General features: G+C 35.4%; 22 protein-coding genes and 2 tRNA genes. 21 read left to right on the top strand and 3 right to left on the bottom strand.

Going from position 1 to position 26453, the window contains the following annotated elements; genetic code table 11:
- The first annotated feature begins 120 nt into the window (after positions 1-120).
- The 3 genes from FRX54_RS04285 to FRX54_RS04295 all read left to right on the top strand — a co-directional run bounded on the left by FRX54_RS04285 (position 121) and on the right by FRX54_RS04295 (position 5078).
- A complete protein-coding gene (locus FRX54_RS04285; protein WP_146461402.1) occupies positions 121-681 on the top strand; it encodes a helix-turn-helix domain-containing protein in 561 nt (186 codons plus the stop codon).
- A gap of 132 nt (positions 682-813) precedes the next feature.
- A complete protein-coding gene (locus FRX54_RS04290; protein ID WP_146461403.1) occupies positions 814-2433 on the top strand; it encodes an ATP-binding cassette domain-containing protein in 1620 nt (539 codons plus the stop codon).
- 62 nt (positions 2434-2495) lie between these two features.
- Positions 2496-5078, top strand: coding sequence for a YfhO family protein (locus FRX54_RS04295; protein ID WP_146461404.1), 2583 nt, complete (start codon positions 2496-2498; stop codon positions 5076-5078).
- Between the two features lie 73 nt (positions 5079-5151).
- On the opposite strand, the gene FRX54_RS04300 is transcribed toward FRX54_RS04295, so the two are convergent.
- Positions 5152-5223, bottom strand: a tRNA-Glu gene (locus FRX54_RS04300).
- Between the two features lie 154 nt (positions 5224-5377).
- Between FRX54_RS04300 and FRX54_RS04305 the strand changes: the two genes are divergently transcribed.
- Positions 5378-5451 (top strand) — tRNA-Arg (locus tag FRX54_RS04305).
- Positions 5452-5470: 19 nt separating this feature from the next.
- Here FRX54_RS04305 and FRX54_RS04310 read toward each other — a convergent pair.
- Positions 5471-6139 (bottom strand): YoaK family protein, encoded by a 669-nt coding sequence (locus FRX54_RS04310; protein ID WP_146461405.1) that lies wholly within the window; start codon positions 6137-6139, stop codon positions 5471-5473.
- A gap of 25 nt (positions 6140-6164) precedes the next feature.
- Entirely contained in the window at positions 6165-6644 is a 480-nt protein-coding gene (rlmH, locus tag FRX54_RS04315; protein ID WP_146461406.1) for a 23S rRNA (pseudouridine(1915)-N(3))-methyltransferase RlmH, read from the bottom strand.
- A gap of 205 nt (positions 6645-6849) precedes the next feature.
- On the opposite strand from rlmH, the gene FRX54_RS04320 reads away from it, so the two are divergent.
- The 17 genes from FRX54_RS04320 to FRX54_RS04400 all read left to right on the top strand — a co-directional run bounded on the left by FRX54_RS04320 (position 6850) and on the right by FRX54_RS04400 (position 26241).
- A complete protein-coding gene (locus FRX54_RS04320) occupies positions 6850-8061 on the top strand; it encodes a S1C family serine protease (RefSeq protein WP_261379630.1) in 1212 nt (403 codons plus the stop codon).
- A 79-nt stretch (positions 8062-8140) separates the two neighbouring features.
- Positions 8141-8908 carry a ParB/RepB/Spo0J family partition protein gene (locus FRX54_RS04325; protein ID WP_146461407.1) on the top strand — a complete coding sequence of 256 codons (768 nt, stop codon included), beginning with the start codon at positions 8141-8143 and terminating at the stop codon, positions 8906-8908.
- Positions 8909-9130: 222 nt separating this feature from the next.
- Entirely contained in the window at positions 9131-10492 is a 1362-nt protein-coding gene (dnaA, locus tag FRX54_RS04330; protein WP_146461408.1) for a chromosomal replication initiator protein DnaA, read from the top strand.
- A gap of 154 nt (positions 10493-10646) precedes the next feature.
- On the top strand, positions 10647-11783 hold the full coding sequence (gene dnaN / locus FRX54_RS04335; protein WP_146461410.1) for a DNA polymerase III subunit beta: 1137 nt from the start codon (positions 10647-10649) through the stop codon (positions 11781-11783).
- 73 nt (positions 11784-11856) lie between these two features.
- Positions 11857-12051, top strand: a complete 195-nt coding sequence (locus FRX54_RS04340; RefSeq protein ID WP_146461412.1) for a DUF951 domain-containing protein — start codon at positions 11857-11859, stop codon at positions 12049-12051.
- Between the two features lie 93 nt (positions 12052-12144).
- A complete protein-coding gene (gene ychF, locus FRX54_RS04345; protein ID WP_146461414.1) occupies positions 12145-13260 on the top strand; it encodes a redox-regulated ATPase YchF in 1116 nt (371 codons plus the stop codon).
- Positions 13261-13341: 81 nt separating this feature from the next.
- A complete protein-coding gene (pth, locus tag FRX54_RS04350) occupies positions 13342-13911 on the top strand; it encodes an aminoacyl-tRNA hydrolase (RefSeq protein ID WP_146461415.1) in 570 nt (189 codons plus the stop codon).
- Positions 13904-17416 carry a transcription-repair coupling factor gene (gene mfd / locus FRX54_RS04355; RefSeq protein ID WP_146461417.1) on the top strand — a complete coding sequence of 1171 codons (3513 nt, stop codon included), beginning with the start codon at positions 13904-13906 and terminating at the stop codon, positions 17414-17416. Before pth ends, mfd begins: the two co-directional genes overlap by 8 nt.
- A complete protein-coding gene (locus FRX54_RS04360; RefSeq protein ID WP_146461419.1) occupies positions 17370-18887 on the top strand; it encodes an oligosaccharide flippase family protein in 1518 nt (505 codons plus the stop codon). Before mfd ends, FRX54_RS04360 begins: the two co-directional genes overlap by 47 nt.
- Positions 18888-18913: 26 nt before the next feature.
- A complete protein-coding gene (locus FRX54_RS04365) occupies positions 18914-19186 on the top strand; it encodes an RNA-binding S4 domain-containing protein (protein WP_146461421.1) in 273 nt (90 codons plus the stop codon).
- Complete coding sequence (locus tag FRX54_RS04370) at positions 19173-19544, top strand: septum formation initiator family protein (protein ID WP_146461423.1); 372 nt, start codon at positions 19173-19175, stop codon at positions 19542-19544. Before FRX54_RS04365 ends, FRX54_RS04370 begins: the two co-directional genes overlap by 14 nt.
- A gap of 4 nt (positions 19545-19548) precedes the next feature.
- Positions 19549-19656, top strand: a complete 108-nt coding sequence (locus FRX54_RS04375) for an SP_0009 family protein (protein ID WP_146461425.1) — start codon at positions 19549-19551, stop codon at positions 19654-19656.
- Positions 19657-19672: 16 nt separating this feature from the next.
- Entirely contained in the window at positions 19673-20959 is a 1287-nt protein-coding gene (locus tag FRX54_RS04380) for a serine hydrolase (protein WP_146461427.1), read from the top strand.
- Complete coding sequence (gene tilS / locus FRX54_RS04385) at positions 20956-22224, top strand: tRNA lysidine(34) synthetase TilS (protein ID WP_146461429.1); 1269 nt, start codon at positions 20956-20958, stop codon at positions 22222-22224. Before FRX54_RS04380 ends, tilS begins: the two co-directional genes overlap by 4 nt.
- Positions 22224-22769, top strand: a complete 546-nt coding sequence (gene hpt / locus FRX54_RS04390) for a hypoxanthine phosphoribosyltransferase (protein WP_146461431.1) — start codon at positions 22224-22226, stop codon at positions 22767-22769. The genes tilS and hpt overlap by 1 nt, the downstream gene beginning before the upstream one ends.
- A 22-nt stretch (positions 22770-22791) precedes the next feature.
- Positions 22792-24750, top strand: coding sequence for an ATP-dependent zinc metalloprotease FtsH (gene ftsH, locus FRX54_RS04395; RefSeq protein WP_146461433.1), 1959 nt, complete (start codon positions 22792-22794; stop codon positions 24748-24750).
- Positions 24751-24855: 105 nt separating this feature from the next.
- A complete protein-coding gene (locus FRX54_RS04400; RefSeq protein WP_146461435.1) occupies positions 24856-26241 on the top strand; it encodes an amino acid permease in 1386 nt (461 codons plus the stop codon).
- Positions 26242-26453: the final 212 nt, after the last annotated feature.

The raw sequence follows: 26453 nt of genomic DNA on the forward strand, positions 1-26453 counted from the left end.
AACCTATCAACTTTTCAACTCTGTCAAAGCCTTTTGACAAGGATATTCGAGCTTGTCCAAGACTTTTTATGGTAAACTAAGCGTAAAAGGACTAAACTAAAGTTAACCAAGGAAATCATTATGGAGTTGCAAAAAAGACTGGTTGAATTAAGGAAAGAAAGGGGGCTATCGCAGGAAAACTTGGCTGAAAAACTCTATGTTTCTCGTCAAACCATTTCCAACTGGGAGATAGGCAAAACCTACCCAGACATCAACAGCCTACTCTTAATAGCCACCTATTTTGACATCTCTTTGGATTATTTAGTCAAAGGAGATCTTCCCATTATGAAACAAGTGCTTAAACAAAAACTCTTGAAGAAATGGTTGCTCATTCTAGCCCTATCCTATTTTGCCTTTTCTGTCGTCTATCCCACACGTTATTTACTAGACAGTAATCAATTTTCGCTACTCATTACTTTTTTAGGTGGCATTCTCCTATTTTCTTTAGTTCAAGTTTGCTACATTATCAAAAGATATTCTTTGAACACCTATGCAGACCTTGTCAACTTCCTAAATGGTAAGCAGAGAAAAACTCCCAAATGGCAAAGTGAACTAGGTTTTGTCCTTGCTTTAATGCTGACCTGCTGGTTGATTTTCTTCTTGGGAACTGTCTTATCTACTCTCCTTTTTTGGTCATCTTGACACTAAATTGACAAACTTGACAAGTTTGTCAATTTTTTATTTGAAATAAAACCACTAGCCGCCTTGTTTTTCTTGAAAAATCTAGATTTTTATCGTAGAATAAAGAAGATTATAAAGAATGAGGTAATCAAATTGCTAACAGTTTCAGACGTGTCACTGCGTTTCAGTGATCGTAAACTTTTTGACGATGTTAATATCAAATTTACAGCTGGTAATACCTATGGCCTAATTGGTGCTAATGGTGCTGGAAAATCAACTTTTCTAAAGATTTTGGCTGGTGATATTGAACCAAGTACAGGTCATATTTCCCTTGGTCCAGATGAGCGTCTTTCTGTCCTTCGTCAGAATCATTTTGACTATGAAGAAGAGCGCGTGATTGATGTGGTTATTATGGGTAACCAAACACTCTATGACATCATGAAAGAAAAAGATGCCATCTACATGAAAGAAGATTTTTCTGACGAAGATGGTGTCCGTGCAGCCGAGTTAGAGGGAGAATTTGCAGAACTTGGTGGTTGGGAAGCCGAAAGTGAAGCTGCACAACTCCTACAAAACCTTAATATTGCTGAAGACTTGCACTATCAAACCATGAGCGAGTTGGCTAATGGAGATAAGGTAAAAGTTCTCTTAGCCAAGGCATTGTTTGGTAAACCAGACGTTCTTTTACTTGACGAGCCAACCAACGGTTTGGATATTCAATCAATTAACTGGTTGGAAGATTTCCTAATTGACTTTGAAAATACTGTTATCGTTGTTTCCCATGACCGTCACTTCTTAAACAAAGTTTGTACGCACATGGCTGACCTAGATTTCGGTAAAATCAAACTCTTTGTTGGTAACTATGATTTTTGGAAAGAATCATCTGAACTGGCTGCTCGCTTACAAGCTGACCGCAATGCTAAAGCTGAAGAAAAAATCAAGGAATTACAAGAATTCGTTGCTCGTTTCTCTGCCAACGCCTCTAAATCAAAACAAGCAACTTCTCGTAAAAAAATGCTTGATAAGATTGAACTTGAAGAAATTGTTCCGTCAAGTCGCAAGTATCCATTTATCAACTTCAAAGCTGAGCGTGAGATTGGTAATGACCTTTTGACCGTTGAAGATTTGAAAGTGACCATTGACGGTGAAGTTATCTTAGACAATATCAGCTTTATCCTACGTCCAGGTGACAAGACTGCCTTGATTGGGCAAAACGATATTCAAACAACTGCCCTAATTCGTGCCCTAATGGGTGATATTGACTATGAAGGAACCATTAAATGGGGCGTAACAACTAGTCGTAGTTATCTACCAAAAGATAATTCTCGTGATTTTGCCAGTGGTGAAACCATTCTTGAATGGCTGCGTCAGTTCGCTAGCAAAGAAGAAGACGATAATACCTTCCTTCGTGGTTTCTTAGGTCGTATGCTCTTCTCTGGCGATGATGTTAATAAATCCGTTAATGTCCTGTCAGGAGGAGAGAAAGTTCGTGTGATGTTATCTAAACTCATGCTCATTAAATCAAATGTCCTAGTACTTGATGACCCGACTAATCACTTGGATCTCGAATCTATCTCAAGTCTTAACGATGGACTTAAAGATTTCAAAGAAAGTATCATTTTTGCCAGTCATGACCATGAATTTATTCAAACCCTAGCTAATCACATTATTGTGATTTCAAAAAATGGGGTCATTGACCGAATTGATGAAACCTACGATGAATTTCTTGAAAACAAGGAAGTCCAAGAAAAAGTCCAAGAACTTTGGAAATAAGAGAGTTGGCTACCCAACTCTTTTTCTTAATCACACTTTTTCATTATTAAAAAGGAAAATCTATGTTTAATATTCACAAAAAAAGAGAAAAAACAAACTACCTTTTCTATCTATCTGCTTTTTTACTACCACTTATCATTATCTTTATTAGTTTACTTAGTCAAGGTATCTCTTGGGGTGCTGATCGCACTATCTTAGCCAGTGACGGTTTTCATCAATATGTTGTCTTTGCTGAGACGCTAAAAAATATCCTTCACGGACAAGACAGTCTATTTTATACCTTCACCAGTGGCTTAGGACTAAACTTCTATGCACTCATTAGTTATTATCTAGGAAGTTTTCTCTCACCTATTTTTTATTTCTTTAATAATACTAATATGCCTGATGCCATCTACCTTGTAACCTTGGTTAAATTTGGCTTAATTGGACTTTCTAGTGCTTACAGTTTGAAAAAACTTTACAGTAATGTCAAGTTGCCTCTAATCCTTGTCTTATCTGCTTCTTACAGTCTGATGAGTTTTGCTACTAGTCAATTAGAAATTAACATGTGGCTTGATGTCTTTATTCTAGTCCCTCTGATTATCCTAGGTTTACACCAATTACTCAATCAATCAGGCTATCTTCTTTACTATCTCACGTTGACAACTCTTTTTATCCAAAACTATTATTTTGGATTTATGACAGCTATCTTCTTAACCCTTTATTTTATAGTTCAGCAAACCAAAACTTCTGGATGGAAAAAGATTTTACAAAACTTTAAATCATTTACCATCGTGTCAATCTTAGCTGGTCTATCTAGTGCGATTATGCTTTTGCCAACCTATCTTGACCTTAAAGCTCATGGTGAAAAGTTTACTGAAATCACTAAACTCTTTACAGAAGGCGCTTGGTATCTTGATTTATTTGCAAAAAACTTCATTGGAGCCTATGATACGACGAAGTTTGGTGCCATTCCTATGATTTATGTTGGTTTATTACCACTTATTCTAGCCTTGACCTACTTTACAATCTCGTCAATCAAATGGCAAATCAGACTAGCTTATGCCCTACTCTTTCTCTTTTTAATTGTGAGTTTCTACTTCCAACCACTTGATTTAATGTGGCAAGGGATGCATGCTCCAAATATGTTTTTACATCGTTATGCTTGGTTATTATCTTTTTTAATTATTCTGCTAGCAGGAAAGAGTCTAAATCACCTATCAGAATTAAATTGGAAACATTTTTTGCCGGCTTTATTTTCTCTGAGTCTAGGCTTTATTGCCACAGGATTTTTTACGAAAAGATATGATTTTCTAGAATTTAACCAGTTCATCTTAACCGCTATTTTTATGCTTGCTTATGCCACTATTTTGATTTCTCACGCTCAAAAGCAAATTAGTTTTTTAGTGTTTACAATATTTACGCTAATCTTTACTATTGGCGAAACAAGTATCAACACCTACTACCAAGTTAGTGGTCTAAGAGAAGAATGGGTCTTTCCAACCAAAGAATCCTATTCTAAAAATCTTAAAGAAATTAACAAGATTGTCAAATATGCTAAAGACAATTCAAATACTTTTTTCCGTATGGAACGTCTCTATCCTCAGACTGGTAACGATAGTATGAAATTTAATTACTATGGTCTATCACAATTTTCATCAATTCGTAATCGATCATCTAGTAGTTTATTAGATAGACTAGGTTTCAAATCTACAGGAACCAACTTAAATTTACGTTATCAAAACAATACGATTATCATGGATAGCTTGCTTGGCATTAAATATAATTTTAGTCAAAAGATGCCAAATAAATTTGGTTTTGAACAAGTTTTTGAAGATACAGGTATGAAACTCTATCAGAATCAATATGCTAGCCAACTTGGTCTGCTAACTAATGGAGTTTACAAGAATATTGACATTACTGTAAACACACTTGACAATCAATCTAAATTACTCAATCAAATTTCAGGTCTTTCTCTTAATTACTTTACTAAATTAAATGCTAATATGGAAGCTGGGGCTACTATTCTTGATAAACAAGTCACCGTAAAACCTAATACTGAAGGAACTACTAGTGTTAGCTATACTGTCCAAGTACCAGCTAACCGTCAAGTTTATGTTAGTGTTCCTAATTTAACATTCAATAATAAAGACACCAAAAATTTCCAGATAAATATTGATGGAACTGATTATAACTATACCATATCAAATGTTTACAGCTTATTTAATCTAGGAGCGTATTTAGAAGCAGGAACACATCGTATTACTTTTAAGTTTGGAAAAGAACAAGAAGTCAACTTTACTGCACCTAATTTTTATGCGATTAACTTGACTAACTACCAAGAAGCGATGTCTGTAATCAATCAGCGAACGATTCAAGTTAGCACAACACAAAATCAAGTCACTGCTTTTTACTCAACGGACAAGAAAAGTTCAATTCTCTTTACCATCCCTTACGATAAAGGATGGACAGCTAAGCAAAATGGTCATCAACTACCGATTAGACGAGCACAAAATGGTTTCATGGTTGTTGATGTTCCGGCAGGAAGTGGTAATGTTACCCTTAGCTTCATTCCACAAGGATTTATCTTAGGAATTGGGTTATCCTTAATCGGCATTTTGGGAATGACTGGTTATTATATTTATCAACGTCAATCAAAAAAATAAGAAAAACTTCTGAGTAAACCTCAGAAGTTTTTTAATGATTAAAATAAAAACAACTGCTAAGCAGTTGTTAGAACAGTCCGTACGGGATTCGAACCCGTGTTACCGCCGTGAAAAGGCGGTGTCTTAACCCCTTGACCAACGGACCATGTCGTAATCACCTATTACTTTTATTATTATAACAGAAAAATTTAGTTTGTCTAGTCTTTTTTCAAAAAAAATTTAATTTTTTTCTAAAATGATCAAGCTAAGATTATCAATTGACAAATTAGCTAATATTTTGATAGAATTAGTTGTATTGAGGTTCCATAGCTCAGCTGGATAGAGCATTCGCCTTCTAAGCGAACGGTCGCAGGTTCGAATCCTGCTGGAATCATATAACCGTCTAGCCTAGGCTAGACGGTTTTTCGTTCTATAATGAGTTGATAATTGATATAAAACATTGGCAACAATAAGAAAATAAGGGCGGATTCTCCAAATTGAACAGATAAACTTGTTGATAATAAAACCCCTAAACCAAAACTAATAATGGTAATAAAGATATAGCAACCTTGTTTAAATAACATCATATCTTTTTCCATCCACCCCTTGATAACTAAATAAGCTGAATTCTTAACATTACCTGTCATCATCACATTAGCATAAGGAGCCCCTCTAAGATGTCTGAACGTTTCAATTTGCACTGAAGCTGCTAAAGACAAAATCGCAATAGTTAAAGAGTGCCCTATGATGGGATTTAAAATAATTGCAAAAAAAACTAAACTTGTCATCATTAAACTACCAGATAAATGCCAAGGTAGCTTTCTTTTGACGCAATAGGATCGTGCTAAATAAGTCAAGGCTTGACCTAGCATAAAGAAAACAATTGGCACTAGAAAAAGAAGGGAAGTTGCAAAAGCACCTTTAGCTAGATGGTAAGCTAAAAAAACCACGTTACCTGATTGGATACCTGCAAATCGACCTCCTTGAGTAACCAAGGTAAAGGCATTCATATAGCCACTGATAAAGGTTAAACAACTAGCAAAACGTAAACCTTCAAAAATACGATAATGTTTTTTTGACATTTTTTCTTCCTTGTTTCACGTGAAACTACTTATGATAGGGACTTCCTTGTTGAATCATAAAAGCTCGATAAACTTGTTCTAACAAGACCAAACGCATTAATTGATGAGGTAGAGTAAATTGGCCAAAGCTCATTAAAAAATTTGCCCGTGATTTAACTTGCTGTGCTAAACCGAGACTCCCACCAATGACAAAAGTGATGTCTGAAAAACCTTTAAGCGTTGTATCAGCCAAAAACTTACTGAAATTTTCAGAGGATAATTGCTGACCTTCAATGGCCAAAGCAATCACACATTCACGTTCAGAAATTTTACTTAGAATTCGCTCGGCTTCTTTATCCATGATTTGCTGATTTTCAGCTAGACTTGCCTTATCAGGTGTTTTTTCATCAGCTAATTCAATTAAATCTAGTTTTGTAAATCGCCCCAATCGCTTACTATACTCTGCAATACCATCTTTAAGGTATTTTTCTTTAAGTTTTCCTACTGAAATAATTTTGACTTTCATAAATCTAGTATAGCACAAGTCTATTTTTTCAACAAACTTATCCACAATTTAAAACTTAAAATTGATTAAGTAAAACCTAGTTAATAGCAAAGAAGTTAACTGATTTCAAAACTTATCCACAACTTGTGTATAAGTTCTTGTTGATAATTAAGTTAAACTTAAGTTAAATTTGCTATAATAAGGATAAAAATAAAAGGAGAATACTGTGGAAACTAATAAAACATCTATTTTCAAAAAATTGATTAAAACTGGTTTTATTCTTCTAGTCGGATTTGTTGGTGGTTGGATGGCCATGCTAATGATGAACCAAAATAATCTAACAACTACTAGTCAGGTTAAAACTAGCCAAGTGACTTATCAAAACGAAACCTCAACCAGTAAGGCAGTTAAAGTCGTTCAAGATGCCGTTGTTTCTGTCATCAACTATCAGAAAAACTCAGCTGGTTCTAGTCTAGCTAGTCTATTTGGCGGCATAGAAACTACTGATGAGCGTCTTGATGAAGAATCTGATTTACAAGTCTATGGGGAAGGTTCTGGCGTTATTTATAAAAAAGATGGTAAATATGCCTATCTCGTAACCAATAACCACGTCATCAACGGGGCTGAAAAAATTGAAATTCTCTTAGCCGATGGCACAAAGGTTACTGGTAAGTTAATCGGTTCAGATACTTATTCTGATTTAGCTGTTGTTCGTATTTCTTCTGAAAAGGTTAAAAATGTCGCAGAATTTGCTGATTCATCTGCTTTGACAGTAGGAGAAACAGCTATTGCTATCGGCAGTCCTTTGGGTAGTGAATATGCCAATTCTGTCACTCAAGGAATTGTTTCTAGTCTTAGTCGAACTGTCACTTCTACGGATGAAAATGGTCAAACCATTTCAACTAACGCTATCCAAACTGATGCAGCCATTAACCCTGGAAATTCTGGTGGGGCTTTGGTCAATATTCAAGGTCAAGTAATCGGTATTAACTCAAGTAAAATTGCAACAAGCCGATTAAACTCTAGTCTCTCAGTAGAGGGCATGGGCTTTGCTATCCCATCTAATGATGTTGTTGAAATCATTAAACAATTAGAAGACAATGGTTCCGTTAACCGTCCAGCTCTTGGTATTTCTATGGTAAATCTTAATCAACTTTCTACCACTGCCATTGGTCAACTAAAAATTCCTGAAGACCTAACTTCTGGTATTGTTGTCGCAGCAGTTCAGACTGGTATGCCGTCAGATGGAAAGTTAGAAAAATATGACGTGATTACAGAAATTGATGGTCAAGAAGTCAATAATACCAGCGATTTACAGAGCCTTATTTACAAGCATAAGATAGGTGATGACATGACTATTACCTTCTATAGAGGCACTAAAAAGATGACGGAAACCATTAAACTAACTAAAAGTACTCAAGATTTATCACGTCAATAAAATTGACAGAAATATTGACAAGAGGAACTCATACCTTTACAATAGTGTAAAGGTATTTTTTATTGACAAGGAAGTTTACATGACTGATTTATTCGCCAAAATTAAGCTAACTGATATCACACCGAATCCCTATCAGCCACGCCTACATTTTAAGCCTGAAGAATTAGAGGAATTAAGCCTGTCAATCAAAGAACATGGCCTTATTCAACCAATAATCGTTAGAAAATCTGATATTTTCGGTTATGAACTTATTGCTGGGGAACGTCGGTTTAGGGCAGCAAAATTAGCTGGATTGATAGAAGTTCCTGCAGTGATCAAAGAACTTTCTGATCAAGAAAGCATGACGCAAGCAATCATAGAAAATTTACAACGCTCCAATCTTAACCCGATCGAAGAAGCTAAGGCCTATCAGCAAATTTTATCTCAAACTCAGATGACCCAAGAAGAATTGGCTCAAAGCATGGGGAAGTCACGACCTTATATCTCGAATAGCATTCGTCTCTTACAATTAAGCGAGCAGCTACAAAAAGCTATCGAATTAGGACAATTATCTTCAGGTCACGCGCGACTATTAGTTGGCTTATCAAGAGAAGAACAAGAAATTTATTTGAACCAGATAAAGGCTCAAAATCTCAGTGTTAGACAGTTAGAACAACTATTACAACCTAAGACAAAAAAAACGCAGCCCAAACAGACTGATCTTTTTTCAAGAGATTACGAACTTGAACTCAGTCGTTCACTTGGATTACCTGTCAAAATTTTAACCAAGAAAAAAAATAAGGGGCAAATCACTCTAAGTTTTTCATCTGAAGAAGAATTTCAAAAACTTATCAACAAGTTAAAATAACTTGTTAATCTAAGATTTTTCGAAAGCAAACTTTTTAACAAGTTATCCACGGCAGTTTTCCCTTAAAAACAAGCTCAAACAGGTTTTCCACATACTGTGGAAAACCTGTTTTTAACAATGTTGACTTTTATTAACAGCTTGTGGAAAACTTTTTTATTTTGTTGGCAAATAAATCCTCTTATGATAAAATAGGAATACCAATTAGACTAGAAAGGAGCTGTTATGACACCACAAGAACAACAATTTTGGCAGCGTTTTTTAAGTTTAGCTGAAACACATGTAGGCCAAAATGCTTATCAATATTATATTAAACCTGCTAAATTACTACATATCAAAGCAAATATTGCTACGATTCAACTCGATGCTCAGATAAAGTTACTTTTTTGGGAAAAAACTGCTGAAAATCTGATTACAGTAATTGGCTTTGAGGTTTTTGACCAAGAAATTAAAACAAATTATGTCATTGGCGAGCAAGAAGATAGCCAAAAAGAAGTCAATAGTGACTCAATAGCTGACTTTGTGACGCAAACTGTAGTGACAAAACCATTACAAACTTTCCCATCAAATCTAAATGGAAGTTACCATTTTAGTAATTTTATTCAAGGAAAGGGAAATGAATGGGCAGTTTCAGCCTGTTTGGCAACTACAGATAAGCCTGGCATCAACTACAATCCTTTATTTATTTGGGGAGGACCAGGTTTAGGAAAAACCCATCTGCTTAATGCAGTTGGTAATGCTATACAAAATGATGAACCACTCGCACGAATCCTTTATATTACAACTGAGAACTTTGTCAATGAATTTGTCACAGCCACTCGACTTGGAACAATGGATGATTTCCGTGAAAAGTTCCGTAATCTTGATGTGCTTTTAATTGACGATGTGCAATTTTTAGCCAATAAAGAAAGCACACAAGAAGAATTTTTCAATATCTTCAATACTTTACATGATAAGAAAAAACAAATTATCTTAACGAGTGATCGTGCCCCAAAAAGCCTAGAATCGCTGCCTGATCGCTTGGTTACACGTTTTGCTTGGGATTTGACTGTTCATATCACACCGCCTGATTTTGAAACGCGTGTTGCCATCATTGAAGATAAAATCCAACAATATGATTTTAACTTTGAAAAAGATGCGATTGAATATCTGGCAAATCTTGTTGATTCCAACGTCCGTGATCTAGAAGGTGCCTTAAAAAATATCCATCTGGCTACTAATCTTGAAAAAGCAAAAGTGATTACCGTTGAGCTGGTAGCCAAAGCCATCCGTTCACGAACAACAGAAGCACCAAAAATCAATGTCATTCCCATTGAAACCATCCAAGAAGAAGTTGGTAAATTTTATGGTGTCACTGTCAAGGAAATTAAATCAACTAAACGACCACAAAATCTAGCCCTAGCTAGACAAGTTGCTATTTATTTATCGCGTGAATTAACTGACAATAGTACGACCAAAATTGGTAAAGAATTTGGAGGACGTGACCATTCTACTGTTCTTCATGCTTACAACAAGATTAAAAATATGATGACCCAGGATGAAAGTCTAAGTATTGAAATCAACACCATCAAAAATAAATTAAAATAGTCTTGTGGAAAAGATAAACAATTATGGTAAGTTATCCACAAGTTGTGAACAAGTTTAATCCCTTGATAAACTTTACTTCGGGATATTTTTCCACCTTATCCACAAGACCTACTACTACTACTAAATTTATTATTATATAAATAAAGGAGTTCTCATGATCAAATTTTCTATCAACAAGGCTTTCTTTCTTCAATCTTTAAATATCACAAAACGTGCAATTTCTTCTAAAAATGCCATTCCGATTTTATCAAGTTTGAAATTAGAAATCAGTCAAGAAGGTATTACCTTAACTGGTTCAAATGGACAAATTTCAATTGAGCATTTTATCAGTCAAGATAATCAAAATTCTGGCCTTTTAATCAGCTCACCAGGTAGTATTTTGTTGGAAGCTAATTTCTTCATCAATATTATTTCTAGTTTGCCAGATGTTACTTTAGATTTAGAAGAGATTGAGCATCATCAAGTGGTAATTAGAAGTGGAAAATCAGAAATTACACTTAAAGGAAAAGATGTTGATCAGTACCCACGCTTACAAGAAATGACAACACAAAATCCTTTAGTTTTTAATACGAAATTATTAAAAAACTTAATTTTAGAAACAGCTTTTGCAGCTAGTACTCAAGAAAGTCGTCCTATCTTGACAGGAGTGCACTTTGTTTTACAAAATGAGACAGACTTTAAAGCAGTGGCAACAGATTCTCATCGAATGAGTCAGCGTCAATTAAATTTAGATAAAGCTGGAGATCATTTCGATGTTGTTTTACCTAGCAAGTCACTAAGAGAATTGTCAGCTGTTTTTACAGACGATATTGAAACAGTTGAAGTTTTCTTCTCAACCAACCAAATGCTCTTTAGAAGTGAAAATATTAGCTTCTACACTCGTTTACTTGAAGGAGCTTATCCAGATACAGATCGTCTATTGGTATCAAGTTTTGAAACGGAAATGGTTTGTCAGGTTGCAAGCTTACGTTCAGCAATGGAACGTGCCTTCTTGGTATCTAATGCTAGTCAAAATGGTACGGTTAAATTAGAGATTAAACAAGGTCAAGTTACTGCTCATGTTAATTCTCCTGAGGTGGGTAAGGTGAATGAACAAATTGAAACAGAGGAATTAGCAGGGAATGATTTAACGATTAGCTTTAATCCAACCTATTTGATTGAAGCCTTGAAAGCTCTAAAGAGTGAAACAGTTAGAATTCGTTTTATTTCTCCAGTTCGTCCATTTACTTTAACGCCTGGCGATGCTAGTGAAAATTTTGTTCAACTGATTACGCCAGTACGTACTAATTAGAATAAAGAACTTCCTTGTGAAGTTCTTTTTTGTTATAATTGTGTTAAATATTGATTCAGAGAGGAAAGTAACCATGTATGAGTTGGGAAGCTTAGTAGAAATGAAAAAACCGCATGCTTGTCTTATCAAAGAAACTGGTAAAAAAGCAAATTGTTGGCTGATTAAACGATTAGGAGCTGATATCAAATTACACTGTCAAAACTGTCAACATGAGCTTATGATGAGTCGATATGATTTTGAACGTCGTTTGAAAAAAATTTTAGATTAAACCAATAGAAAGACTAAGGCTTCATCTAGCTTATTTAAGTAAATTTTGGTACAATGGTGATGATTAAGTTTTTAAGATGGAGATAAATAAGCTATGGCTTTAACAGCAGGTATCGTTGGTTTACCAAACGTCGGTAAATCAACTCTATTTAATGCAATTACAAAGGCAGGAGCAGAAGCTGCCAATTATCCTTTTGCGACTATTGATCCTAATGTTGGTATGGTTGAAGTACCAGATCATCGTTTACAGAAGTTGACAGAGTTGATTACACCTAAAAAAACAGTACCAACAACCTTTGAATTTACAGATATTGCAGGAATTGTTAAGGGAGCTTCAAAAGGTGAAGGACTGGGCAATAAATTTTTGGCCAATATCCGTGAAGTAGATGCCATTGTGCATGTGGTTCGTGCTTTTGACGATGAAAATGTTATGCGTGAACAAGGTCGTGAGTCAGCTTTTGTTGATCCAATTGCTGATATTGAAACAATTAACTTAGAACTGATTTTAGCTGATTTAGAAAGTATCAATAAGCGCTATGCTCGTGTTGAGAAGATGGCTAGAACCCAAAAAGATAAGGAATCAGTTGCAGAATTTGCAGTCTTAGAAAAAATTAAACCAGTTTTAGAAGATGGCAAATCAGCTCGTACAGTAGAATTTACAGATGAAGAATTGAAAGTTGTCAAGGGTTTATTTTTATTGACGACTAAACCAGTTTTGTATGTGGCTAATGTCGATGAAGACAAGGTTGCTGCTCCTGATGAAATTTCCTATGTTCAAGCGATTCGTGACTTTGCAGCAACTGAAAATGCAGAAGTAGTAGTTATTTCAGCGCGTGCAGAAGAAGAAATCTCAGAACTTGATGATGAAGATAAGCAAGAATTTCTAGAAGCTATTGGCCTGGCAGAGTCTGGTGTTGATAAATTGACACGAGCAGCCTATCATTTACTTGGTTTGGGAACTTATTTTACTGCGGGAGAAAAAGAAGTGCGAGCTTGGACTTTTAAACGTGGAATTAAAGCACCGCAAGCTGCAGGTATTATTCATTCTGACTTTGAGAAAGGTTTTATTAGAGCAGTAACCATGTCTTATGACGATTTAATGACTTATGGTAGTGAAAAAGCTGTTAAAGAAGCGGGTCGTTTACGAGAAGAAGGAAAAGACTATATTGTCCAAGACGGCGATATTATGGAATTCCGTTTTAATGTTTAATTCAATTAAGAGGAAGTGAGAGAAGCTGTTTGTTTAATCAAATACTTTGGTCACTTCCCTTTTACTGTTTAAGGAGAAAATATGGTAAAAATGATTGTGGGTTTAGGTAACCCAGGCTCAAAATATGAAAAAACACGTCATAATATTGGTTTTATGTCGATTGACAGACTTGTAAAGGAACTTGACGTAAACTTTACAGAGGATAAGATTTTTAAAGCGATGCTTGGTTGGTCTTTTATCCAACAGGAAAAAGTGTATTTTGTTAAGCCTTTGACTTATATGAACAATAGCGGTTTGGCAGTTAGGGCTCTGTTAACTTATTATAATATTTCAGTAGAAGATTTAATCGTTATTTATGATGATTTAGACTTAGAAGTAGGTAAGATTCGCTTTAGAAACAAAGGTTCTGCGGGCGGTCATAATGGAATTAAAAGCATTATTAGTCAATTAAATACTCAAGAATTTGATCGAATTAAGATTGGCATAGGTCGTCCTAAACCTAAGATGACGGTTATCAATCATGTATTAGGAAATTTTGAACAAGAGGAATTGATTTTAATAGAAAATACGCTTGACAAAGTTGACAAATCTGTAAACTATTACTTGACAAGTCGTGATTTTGAAGCGACGATGAGACAGTACAATGGCTAACCAAACATTATTAGATGTCTTTACTCAAAATAAACAAATTGAAGATTGGCTAACTCAAGGAACTGCTTTGGAACGACAGCTAGTTATGGGGCTATCTGGTTCGAGTAAGAGCTTGGCCATGGCAGCTTACTGGCAAAAAAATCGCTCTAAGTTAGTGATTCTGACAGCAACTCATCATGAATCAGAACAACTAGCCAGTGATTTATCAGATTTACTAGGTGAAGACATCGTCTATCAGTTTTTTATGGATGATGCCTTACTTGGTGAATTTTTACTTAGTTCTCAAGAAAAGTCACGTTCTCGTTTAGAAACATTAAATTTTCTTTTGGATCCTGTTGCTGAAGGCATTGTCATTCTTAGTTTGGCAGCCTGTCGCTTACCTTTAGCAAATCCCGACATTTATCAAAAAAGTTTACTTAATTTGACTCTAGGTCAGGAACTATCTCCTGTTGAGTTAAGCCAAAAATTGATTAATTTAGGCTATGAAAAGGTTAGTCAGGTTAGTCAGTTAGGGCAATTTAGCCAACGTGGCGATATCTTTGATATTTATGATAGTCAATCTGATCGAGCTTATCGTCTTGAATTTTTTGGTGATGAGATTGATGGCATTCGCCTTTTTGATAGTCAAAGTCAAAAATCTTTAGAAAACTTAGAAACAATTTTAATTAGTCCAGCAGATGAGATGATTCTATTAGATGACGATTTTGATCGTTGTGCCCAGATATTAGAAAATTCAAGGCGGTCAACTCCTTTAAGTGATTATTTGGAACAAGTTTTATTAGCTAGTCAACAAAGAAGAAGACATGAAGATTTTAGGCAATTTTTACCCTATTTTTATGAAAAGATTTGGACTATATTAGACTATTTACCAAAAGAAACTCCAATATTTTTTGATGATTTTCAGAAACTGGTTGATCGTCATGCCAAGTTAGATTTAGATATAGCTCATTACTTGACAGATCGTTTACAAGAAGGAAAGGCTTTACCAAGTCAAACCTATTTGGCAAATAGTTATCAAAATTTACGTCACTATCAACCAGCTACCTTTTTTTCTAATTTTCATAAGGGATTAGGAAACATCAGATTTCAAAAAATTTACAATTTGACCCAGTATCCGATGCAAGATTTTTATCATCAATTACCACTTTTAGTTGATGAACTCAATCGTTATCAAAAAAATGGTGCAACGGTCATTTTACAGCTAAATACAGATAAAAGTTTACAAGAGTTACAAGCAACTTTACAAGATTATCAAGTTGAGGTGTTGGTTACAAGTAGTCAGCAAATTGAAAAAGGTAGCATTCAACTGCTAATAGGCAATCTAGCTCAGGGGTTTTATTTTGCTGATGAGAAACTTGCTTTATTGACAGAAAAAGAAATTTTCCATAAAAAAATAAAACGTAAAATACGCCGTCAACATTTGAGTAATGCTGAACGACTAAAAGATTATAATGAATTAGAAACAGGAGATTATGTTGTTCACCATGTCCATGGTATCGGTCAATTTCTTGGTCTTGAAACCATTGAAATCAATGGGGTGCATAGGGATTACTTAACCATTCAATATCAAAATCAGGATAGGATTTCTGTTCCCATTGATCAAATTGACAGTTTGTCAAAATACCTATCAAGTGATGGTAAAGAACCGAAACTTAACAAATTAAACGATGGTCGCTTCAAAAAGACCAAACAAAAAGTAGTCAAGCAGGTTGAAGATATTGCGGATGATTTGTTGCAACTCTATGCTGAACGTAGTCAATTAAAAGGTTTTGCGTTTTCGCCAGATGATACTAGTCAAATTGATTTTGACAATGATTTTGCTTACGCTGAAACAGATGATCAATTGCGTTCCATTAAAGAAATCAAACAGGATATGGAAATGGATCGGCCAATGGATCGTCTATTGGTTGGCGATGTTGGTTTTGGTAAGACAGAAGTTGCCATGCGAGCTGCTTTTAAGGCAGTTAATGATGGCAAGCAAGTTGCTGTTTTAGTGCCGACAACAGTCTTAGCGCAACAACATTATGTTAATTTCAAGGAACGTTTTAGCAATTTTGCAGTTGAAGTAGGTGTTTTGAGCCGATTTCAGACTAAAAAAGAACAAGTTGACACACTTGTCAAGTTGAGTAAAGGTCAAGTTGACATTATTATCGGTACTCATCGTCTATTATCAAAGGATGTAGAATTTTCTGATTTAGGTTTGTTAATCATTGATGAGGAGCAACGTTTCGGTGTCAAGCATAAAGAGAGACTAAAAGAATTAAAAAATAAGATTGATGTGCTAACCTTGACAGCTACTCCGATACCAAGAACTTTACACATGTCCATGTTAGGTATTCGAGATTTATCTGTGATTGAAACCCCTCCAACTAATCGTTATCCTGTTCAAACTTATGTTATGGAGACAAATCCTGGCTTAATTAGGGAAGCAACGTTAAGAGAAATTGATCGAGGTGGCCAAGTCTTTTACGTTTACAATCGAGTTGACACTTTGGAACAAAAAGTTTCTGAATTACAGGACTTGATTCCTGAAGCCTCAATAGGTTTTGTTCATGGTCAAATGAGTGAAATTCAGTTAGAAAATACACTCTTAGACTTTATTGATGGAGCTTATGATGTGTTGGTTGCGACAACAATTATTGAAACAGGCGTTGACATCGCTAATGTTAATACCTTATTTATCGAAAATGCGGATTATATGGGTTTGTCAACCTTGTATCAACTTAGAGGGAGGGTTGGACGTAGTAATCGTATTGCCTATGCCTATCTCATGTATCGTCGAGATAAGATTTTGACCGAAGTTTCTGAAAAACGTCTGGAGGCCATAAAAGGTTTTACAGAGTTAGGTAGTGGCTTTAAGATTGCTATGCGAGATCTGTCTATTCGTGGAGCTGGAAATCTTTTGGGAGCTTCACAAAGTGGGTTCATTGACTCAGTTGGATTTGAGCTTTACTCACAACTTCTAGAAGAAGCTTTGGCTAAGAAGCAAGGACAGGTTAAGGTTCGTCAAAAAGGTAATGCTGAGCTGAATCTTCAAATGGATGCCTATATTCCTAAGAATTATATTACAGATGAGCGTCAAAAGATTGAAGTTTACAAACGCATTCGTGAATTGGTTAATCGTTTGGATTATGAAAATTTACAGGATGAACTAATTGATCGTTTTGGTGAATACCCAGATTCAGTCGCTTATCTATTAGAAATTGCTTTAATAAAATCTCAGTTAGACCAAGTTTTTGTTGAAGTAGTTGAACGTCAACTTGATCGGTTGACCGTTCGTTTTGAAAAAGTCATTCAATCCTATTTCTTAACACAAGATTATTTTGAAGCCTTATCTAAAACTAAGTTGAAGGCTAGAATTAGCGAGTATGAAGGCAAAATTGAAGTGATTTTTGACATTAGAAATAAAAAAGATTATGCGATTTTAGAGGAATTAGGAAAGTTCGGGGAGGCTTGTTGTGACATCAAAGCAAGAAAAACAGCTCAATCAAGCCAAGAAGGCTAGTTTAGTTATTGGGCTTAGTGGCTTCATATCAAAAATTTTAGCAGCTAGTTATCGCATTCCCTATCAGAATTTGGTTGGGGATAGAGGTTTCTATGCTTACCAGCAGGTCTATCCTTTTTTAGCCATTATTTCAACCTTGGCTCTGACGGCTTTTCCCAATTTTATGTCTAGTGTCTTACAAAAGAAAGATTTTAATTCTTTAGGAAATTTGACTAGGTTATTGATCAGTTGTTGTTGGTCAATGGCACTGTTATTAGGCGTCTGTCATCAAACACTAGCTGAGCTTATGGGAGCTAATCAACTAGGTTCTGCCTTATTGGCTGTATCTGTCTTACTTTTATTGACTCCTTTTTTATCGATTTATCGTGGCTTTGATCAAGGTCTAGGTCAGATGAAAGTAACAGCTATTAGTCAAGTATTGGAACAAACTATTCGTGTTTTAGTGATTATTGTCGCAGCCTTGTGTTATTTAGGTTATGGTTGGGATATCTATCGCACAGCTAATTTTGCTGCTTGGGGAAATGTGATTGCGAGTTGCTTTTCTCTAATCTATTTGAGTTTATCAATCAAAATTCAGTGGTTGAGATTTGGTTCATTTAATATGACATTTTGGTCACAATTAAAGCCATTGTTCTTTTCTAGTTTTGTTTTTACCTTATATGCTATTTATCTCTTACTGTTTCAATTGATTGATGCCTTTTTATTAAAAAATAGTCTAGTTTCCTCTGGAATGAATACGATACAAGCAGAGTATCAAAAAGGGATTTATGACCGTGGGCAACCCCTATTACAATTTGGTTTGATTGTATTTATAGCTCTATTTACTAGCTATTTACCCAAATTCAGTCGTTTGTATGAAGAAGATAGTCAATCTTATAAGCAACTTAGTCAGCATTTTTTAAGCCTGATCTATTATTTGAGTCTAATCTTGACCGTTGGTTGCTTGATTTTACTTCCCTTAGTCAACCAAGTTCTGTTTAATGATCGTAAAGGCTTAGCTATGTTGCAAGTTTATATGATCTTGATTTTTCTTTCAAGTTTAGTACAATTTTTTCATCATCATCAATTTATTATAGGGCAACATCGCTCCTCTCTTCGTTGTTTGGTTCTCGGTTTAGTCACAAAACTCTTGCTAACAGCTCCTTTAACACATTATTTTGGTCTTGTTGGCAGCAGTTGGTCTAGTGTTTTGAGTTTATGCATTGTTTTACTAGCTTATTTATGGATAAGTCGGAAAGAGTTTTCGTTTAGGTTTGTCTTTTCTTATAAATATTATCTTAGTTTAGTCGTGATGGGTCGTTTAGTTTGGATTTTATCTAATGTACTGCCTTCATCAAGTCGTTTAATAACTTTTTTAACTATCATTTTGTCAACTGCTAGTGGAGTTGGTTTATTTGTCCTACTAGCAAGTAAATGGCAGGTTTTTCCGAAAGATCTGTGGTCCTTTCTACCATTTTTAAGAAAAAAATGATAGAATGAAAAAATACGAGGTGAGTTATGAGATTAGATAAGTATTTGAAGGTATCCCGAATTATTAAACGTCGTCCAGTAGCAAAAGAAGTAGCTGATAAGGGACGAATTAAGGTGAATGGTATTTTAGCCAAGTCATCAACTGACTTAAAGATCAATGATCAGATTGACATTCGTTTTGGTAATAAGCTATTAACTGTTCGTGTTTTAGAAATGAAAGATAGCACCAAAAAAGAAGACGCTACAAGAATGTATGAAATTGTCAGTGAGGTAAGGATTGAATCAGATGAGCAAGCCTAATGTTTTGCAGATGAATAATGCTTATGTCAACGATGAAAGTTTACGTAAGCGTTATGAAGAAGAGGAGACGCGTAAACGTCATCGTTTTATGGGTTGGATTCTGATTTGTATGATGCTTTTGTTCATTTTACCGACCTATAATTTGATTTCAACTTATGAAAAGTTAGAGAAACGAAGAGTAGAGATTGAAAAATTAGAACAACGTTATCAAGCACTGGTGCTTGAAACAGATGCACAAAAATTGTTAGCCAAGCGTCTCAAAGATTCATCTTATATTGAGAAATACGCAAGAGCCAAGTATTACTATTCGCAAACAGGAGAAATTATTTATCCTGTGCCAGATTTATTACCAAAATAGACTTATGGATAATTTAATTGAAACGATTGAAAAATTTTTAACCTACTCTGACGATAAGTTGGAAGAATTGTCAGAAAAAAATCAAGCTTTGCGTGAGGAAAAGGTTAATTAAGAGAAAGGAGTTGGGCGTGAAAAAACTTTTATTACTGTTTGTTCTACCAATTTTTTTCAGCCCAATGAGTTTAGATAGTGGTGAGATGGATATCTTCTTGACCAGTGGTCAGCGTTACCAACTTTCTGCTGATGTTGGCACACGCTACAGTTATTTTGAACAGATGCCACAAAATCCTAATCTTTTTCAAGAAACACCCGCTTATGCTGACAGTCAGTTGAAAACGACTGCAGGTTGGCTTAAACCAAATGAAAACTTATCAATCAAACGTTTGACCATCAATGATCAGGCAGTACCTGTTTTTGAATTGACTGACGGCAATTATTTGCCCGCTAGTAAGTGGCTGATTTTTGATGATGTGGTCTTTGACAATGAGAACTTGACACAAACCTATTGGACCAAGGACAAGGCTACAATTTATACTGCTCCCTATGTTTTAGGAGTAAGTTCGAAAGATACAGCTATTGAAGCCTATAGTCCAGTTTCAGTCATAAGCCGAGCAAGGACACAACATGGTGTATTTTTAGAAATTGAAAATAAAGGCTGGGTTAGAGCTGATGACCTGTCTGAAATTGATACCAGAATAGATAAGGTTCAAAAATTATTAAATCAAAAATATAACAAATCTAACTATGGTATTTATATCAAGCAACTAGCGACTCAGGCTACGGCTAGTATCAATCCAGACCAGCGTATGTATAGTGCTAGTATTGCTAAATTACCTCTTCTTTATTATGTTGAAGAACAATTAGCAAATGGTTCTCTAGTTCTGTCAGATAAGTTAACCTATATTGAACAAGTTAATCAATTTTCTGGCTCCTATGATGTCAGTGGTAGCAGTAAGATGAGTTTAACTGCCGACAATAAGGATTATAGTATTGATGAGTTAACTAGATATGTTTCCCAAAATTCAGATAATGTTGCCAGTAATCTTTTAGGTTATTATGTTGCTAACCAGTATAATAAAACCTATCAAACGACTATTGAGAATTTAGCCGGTGGTTCTTGGAACATGACAGAAAAACAAATGTCTGCTAAAATGGCTGGAAAAATCATGGAGAAACTTTACTATCAAAATAGTCAGATTCTGACATATTTGTCAGAAACAGATTTTGATAACCAACGCATTTCTAAAGATATTTCAGCTCGTGTTGCCCATAAAATCGGCGATGCTTATGATTACAAACATGATGTTGCTCTTGTCTATGCAGACTCTCCTTTTATTCTTTCGATTTTTACTGATAAATCTAGTTATGATGAAATTACTACCATTGCTAATGATGTCTATGAGATATTAAAATGATGTATGAAAAAATATTGACCTATGTTCAAGAAAAACAGTTTTTCAAGGAACATAAAAAGGTATTGATTGCCATTTCAGGTGGGGTAGATTCCATGAATTTACTTCACTTTTTACATAGTTATCAAGAAGAGTTAGGGATTGAACTAGGACTTGCTCACATCAATCATAACCAGCGTGCTGAGAGTATAGAAGAAGAGAATTACTTGAAACAGTGGGCAAAAGAACATCATTTGCCTATCTATACTCAAACTTTTCAAGGAGTTTTTTCAGAAAAAAATGCGCGTGATTACCGCTATCGTTTTTTTGAAAAAATTATGATAGAAGAAGGCTATACAGCCTTAGTCACAGCCCACCATGCAGACGATCAAGCAGAAACGATTTTCATGCGTCTTATTAGAGGTAGTCGTTTACGACATTTAGTTGGGATTAAGGAAGTACGGGATTTTGCAAATGGTCAGTTAATCCGTCCATTTCTAAGTTTTAGTAAATCAGAGTTACCAAATCCTTTTCATTTTGACGATGCTTCTAATGCTTCTTCGCTTTATTTTAGAAATCGTGTCCGACACCAGTATCTACCACTTTTGAGTCAAGAAAATCCTAAATTTCGTCAACAATTGCTGCATGTTTCACATGAAACCAATCGTTTGCTAGAAGCCTTGCGTGAGTTGACATCAGATTTGGAAATAACAGATTGTGCAGTTTTTCAAGATCAAACTGAACCAGTTCAATACTTTCTTTTGCAAGAGTATCTAAGCCAGTTTCCAGATTTAGAATTGTCAAAATCTCAGTTTGACCAGCTACTTTATCACCTAAGCAATTCAAAAAATTATGCTTATGATTTAAAAGCTGATTATCAGTTGATAAAAGATCAAAAAACTTTTCAGATTGTAAAAAAAGAATCATTATCTTTTGATGAGCCAAAGATTTTGATAGAAGGGAATCAAGTTCATTTTAGTCGTCGTTGTTTTACCTGGTTATCGTCTATTCGTCAATCAGGAATTCCATTGATTAGTAAAAGTCCAATAACACTTCGTTATCGCCAAGCAGGTGATCAACTTGATTTTGGCCACTATCATAAGAAGTTGCGTCGTTGGTTTATTGATGAAAAAATTCCATCAATGGAACGTCAACAAGCAATTGTTGGCGAACAAGATGGTCAGATTATTTTTGTATTAACCAAAAACAAAACTTATTTGAGGAAGTTGAATAAACATGATATAATTGAGGGTATCATATTGATAGAAAATGAGGATGGTAGCGACTGATGTTAGAAAAAGATATCAAAAAAGTACTTTACACAGAAGAAGAGATTATTGCTAAAACCAAGGAACTTGGTCAACAATTAACTAAGGATTATGCTGGTAGAAATCCGTTATTGGTTGGTATCTTGAAGGGTTCAGTTCCTTTTATGGCAGAATTGATGAAGCATATTGATACGCATATCGAAGTTGATTTTATGGTGGTATCTAGCTATCACGGTGGAACAACAAGTAGTGGAGAAGTTAAAATCCTTAAAGACGTTGATACTAACGTTGAAGGTCGTGAAATTATCTTTGTCGAAGATATTATTGACACAGGTCGTACCTTAAAATATTTGCGTGATATGTTCAAGTACCGTCAAGCCAAGTCAGTTCAAATTGTTACTTTATTTGATAAACCAGAAGGTCGTCAAGTAGAGATTGAAGCTGACTATGTCTGCTACAATATTCCAAATGAATTTATCGTTGGTTTTGGTTTAGACTATGCCGAAAATTATCGTAATCTTCCCTATGTTGGTGTTTTGAAAGAGGAAGTTTACAACCAAAAATAGAAAAGGTTTGTGATAGTTTATTATGAAAAATAATCAAAATAATGGACTGGTCAGAAATGCCTTCGTTTATATTCTGTTGATGATTGTTTTAATCACGGCAGGGCAGTATTATTTACGAGGTAGCTCAGTTCAAACTCAACAGATTAATTACTCAACCTTGATTAAAAAAATTGAATCAGGTGAAATCAAAAACCTTAGTTATCAACCTAGTGGAGCAGTGATTGAGATAAGTGGTCAGTATAAGACAGCTCAAACAGTAGAAACAACCAGTAAGTTCCTAGGAACTAGCGCCAGTAAGGTGAGTCGTTTTACCTCTTTGGTGCTGCCAAGTGAAGTTTCTGTTCAAGCTATTGAAACAGCAGCTAAGGCAGCTGGTACAGAGATTACAGTAAAACAAGAAAGCTCAGCAGGAACTTGGGTTTCTATCATTGCTAGTTATTTGCCCATTCTAGTTATGGTTGGTTTCTTCATGATGATGATGCGTCAAGGTGGTGGTGCTAACGGTGCGATGGCTTTTGGAAGAAATCGAGCTAAAACTCAAAGTAAAGACAATGTCAAAGTCCGTTTTTCTGATGTAGCAGGAGCTGAAGAAGAAAAACAAGAATTAGTAGAGGTTGTTGATTTCTTACGCAATCCTAAAAAATATCGCGATTTAGGTGCACGTATTCCAGCCGGTATTCTTCTTGAAGGGCCTCCGGGGACAGGTAAAACATTGTTAGCCAAGGCAGTAGCCGGAGAAGCTGGTGTTCCATTCTTTAGCATTTCTGGTTCAGATTTTGTCGAAATGTTTGTCGGTGTTGGTGCTAGTCGTGTTCGTTCCCTTTTTGAAGATGCTAAAAAAGCTGAAAAAGCTATTATTTTCATTGATGAGATTGATGCAGTCGGTCGTCGTCGTGGGACAGGTATCGGAGGGGGTAATGATGAGCGTGAGCAAACGCTCAATCAACTCCTGATTGAAATGGATGGTTTTGATGGCAATGAGAGTATTATTGTTATCGCAGCAACCAATCGTAGTGATGTTCTTGATTCGGCATTATTACGTCCAGGTCGTTTTGACCGTAAAGTGTTGGTTGGTTATCCAGATGTTAAAGGGCGTGAAGCTATTTTACGTGTTCATGCTAAAAATAAACCATTAGCTGAAGATGTTAATCTAAAGGTGATTGCCCAACAAACACCAGGTTTGGTTGGAGCGGATTTAGAAAACGTCCTTAATGAAGCTGCTCTAGTCGCTGCTCGTGCGAATAAATCTAAAATTGATGCTAAGGACATTGATGAAGCACAAGATCGTATTTTTGCAGGGCCTGCTAAAAAGGATAAAACAGTTTCTGAAAAAGAACGCCGAATTGTTGCTAACCATGAAGCAGGTCATGCGATTGTTGGCTTAGTTTTATCTAGTGCCAATGATGTTCATAAAGTAACTATTGTGCCTCGTGGTCGTGCAGGTGGTTATGTTATTTCCCTTCCAAAAGAAGATCAAATGTTACATTCTAAGGAAGAAATGAAAGAACGATTGGCAGGACTGATGGGAGGTCGTGTTGCAGAAGAAATCTTCTTAAACGTACAAACGACTGGGGCTTCTAATGATTTTGAACAAGCTAGTCAGATAGCACGTGCTATGGTAACAGAATATGGGATGAGCGATAAACTTGGTCCAGTTCAGTATGAAGGTAATCATGCGGTTAGAACCGGTCAATTAAGTCCAGAAAAAACTTATTCTCAAACGACTGCTTTATTGATTGATGAAGAAGTTCGTGACTTGCTCAATGAAGCAAGACAAAAAGCTGCTGATATTATCAATAATAATCGTGAAACACATCAATTAATTGCTGAAGCTTTACTTAAATATGAAACTTTGGATGCTGCACAGATTAAGTCACTTTATGAAACAGGTAAAATGCCAGATTTAGAAAATAAAGATGATGAAGTGCCACATGCTTTATCTTATGATGAAGTTAAACAACAAATGATTGAAACAGATTAATTACATTTTACTGAAAAAAACTGAGAATTTTCTCAGTTTTTTCTATTTACAAAGCTATATTTTTCATGATAAAATAAGATAATTTTTCAAAAAAAGGAGGCTTATATGTCTATTTTTAGGATAAAATCAAGTGATGATAAGCCAAGTAGTTTACAACGTCACTTGAGCCTAGGTAGTTTGATTTTATTAGGTATTGGAACCATGGTTGGTACTGGTATCTTTACTCGTTCAGGAGCAGCTATCGCTACTTCAGGTCCTGCACTCATTATTTCTATTTTGATTGCGGCTATTGCTGTAGGTTTGTCCGCGTTCATTTATGCAGAATTTGCTTCACGTTTGCCACAAGGTGGTGGTGCGTATAGTTATATTTATGCAACTTTAGGTGAATTTCCTGCTTGGATGGCTGCTTGGTTTGTTGGTATCGAATTCCTAACGGCTGTAGCAGGTGTATCGTCAGGTTGGGGAAGTTATCTAAAAGGCCTTTTATCAGAAGTTGGTATCAATTTACCAACTGCTCTTAGTGGGGTAAATCCAGCCGAAGGTCAATATGTTGACTTGGCAGCTCTTTTGGTTGTTGTTTTAATCACAGGTCTTGTTTTACTTGATTCAAGAAAATCTTTGCGTTTTAACAATATTTTAGTTGTATTGAAGTTTTCAGCCCTAGCTCTTTTTATTGGAGTTGGTATTTTCAAGATAAACCCTGCAAACTGGTCTAATTTCGCACCTTTTGGCTTTGGTCAATTAGTTGGTGGTGAAACAGGTATTATGGTTGGTGCTGCGGCAATGTTCTATGCTTTCTTAGGCTTTGAGGCAATGCCGATGGCTATTGATGAAACCAAGGATCCACAAAAAAATATGCCTAGAGCCATTGCGATTGCTGTTGCCAGTGTGGCTGTTATTTATGCGATAGTGACTCTTATCTTGTCAGGTTTAGTTAATTACACCCAATTAAATGTTGGTGATGCAGTAGCTTTTGCTCTTCGTCAAGTTGGCATGGGGTGGGCAGCAAATTATGTTGCAACTGTTGCGATTCTTACCTTAATTACAGTTTGTATTTCGCTTTTATTTGCTCTGACACGTTTACTTTTTTCTCTCAGTCAAGATGGGCTTTTACCAAAATCATTTAGTAATGTTAGTGAAAAAAGTCAAGTTCCAGCTAATGCAACCATTTTATCAGGTTTAATTGCAGCGTTGATGGCTGGTTTCTTCCCATTAAATCTTTTGGCTAATTTAACCAGTCTGGTGACGCTAATGTGTATGGCTATGTTACCAATTGGGTTAATGAAACTGAGAAAAGAAAAAGGAGCTCCAAAATCAGGTGAGTTTGGTGTTCCAGCAGCACCAGTAGTTTCTATTTTATCTTTCTTAATCTGTTTGTTTATGATTGGTCAAATGGATGCTGATACTTGGAAAGTCTTTTTCATCACGACTTTAGTCGGTGTCTTGATTTATGCTTTTTATGGTTATAAACATTCTAGTTTGAATAAATAGTCCAAAAACTCTTAGAATATCTAAGAGTTTTTATCATTATGATGCCAGAATTCAAGGCATCAAAACCTTTTTTAAAAAACCTTAATTTTTTTTGACAAAGTAGTTGACAGGGGATGTATAGTTTGATAGAATGTAATAGTTGTCGCCTGAGAGGTGACGTTAAGACCTTTGAGAACTGAATAAGACGAACCAAGTGCGGGTTATGAAAATAA

The sequence above is a fragment of the Streptococcus sp. sy004 genome (genome assembly GCF_007859205.1).
Lineage (GTDB): Bacteria > Bacillota > Bacilli > Lactobacillales > Streptococcaceae > Streptococcus.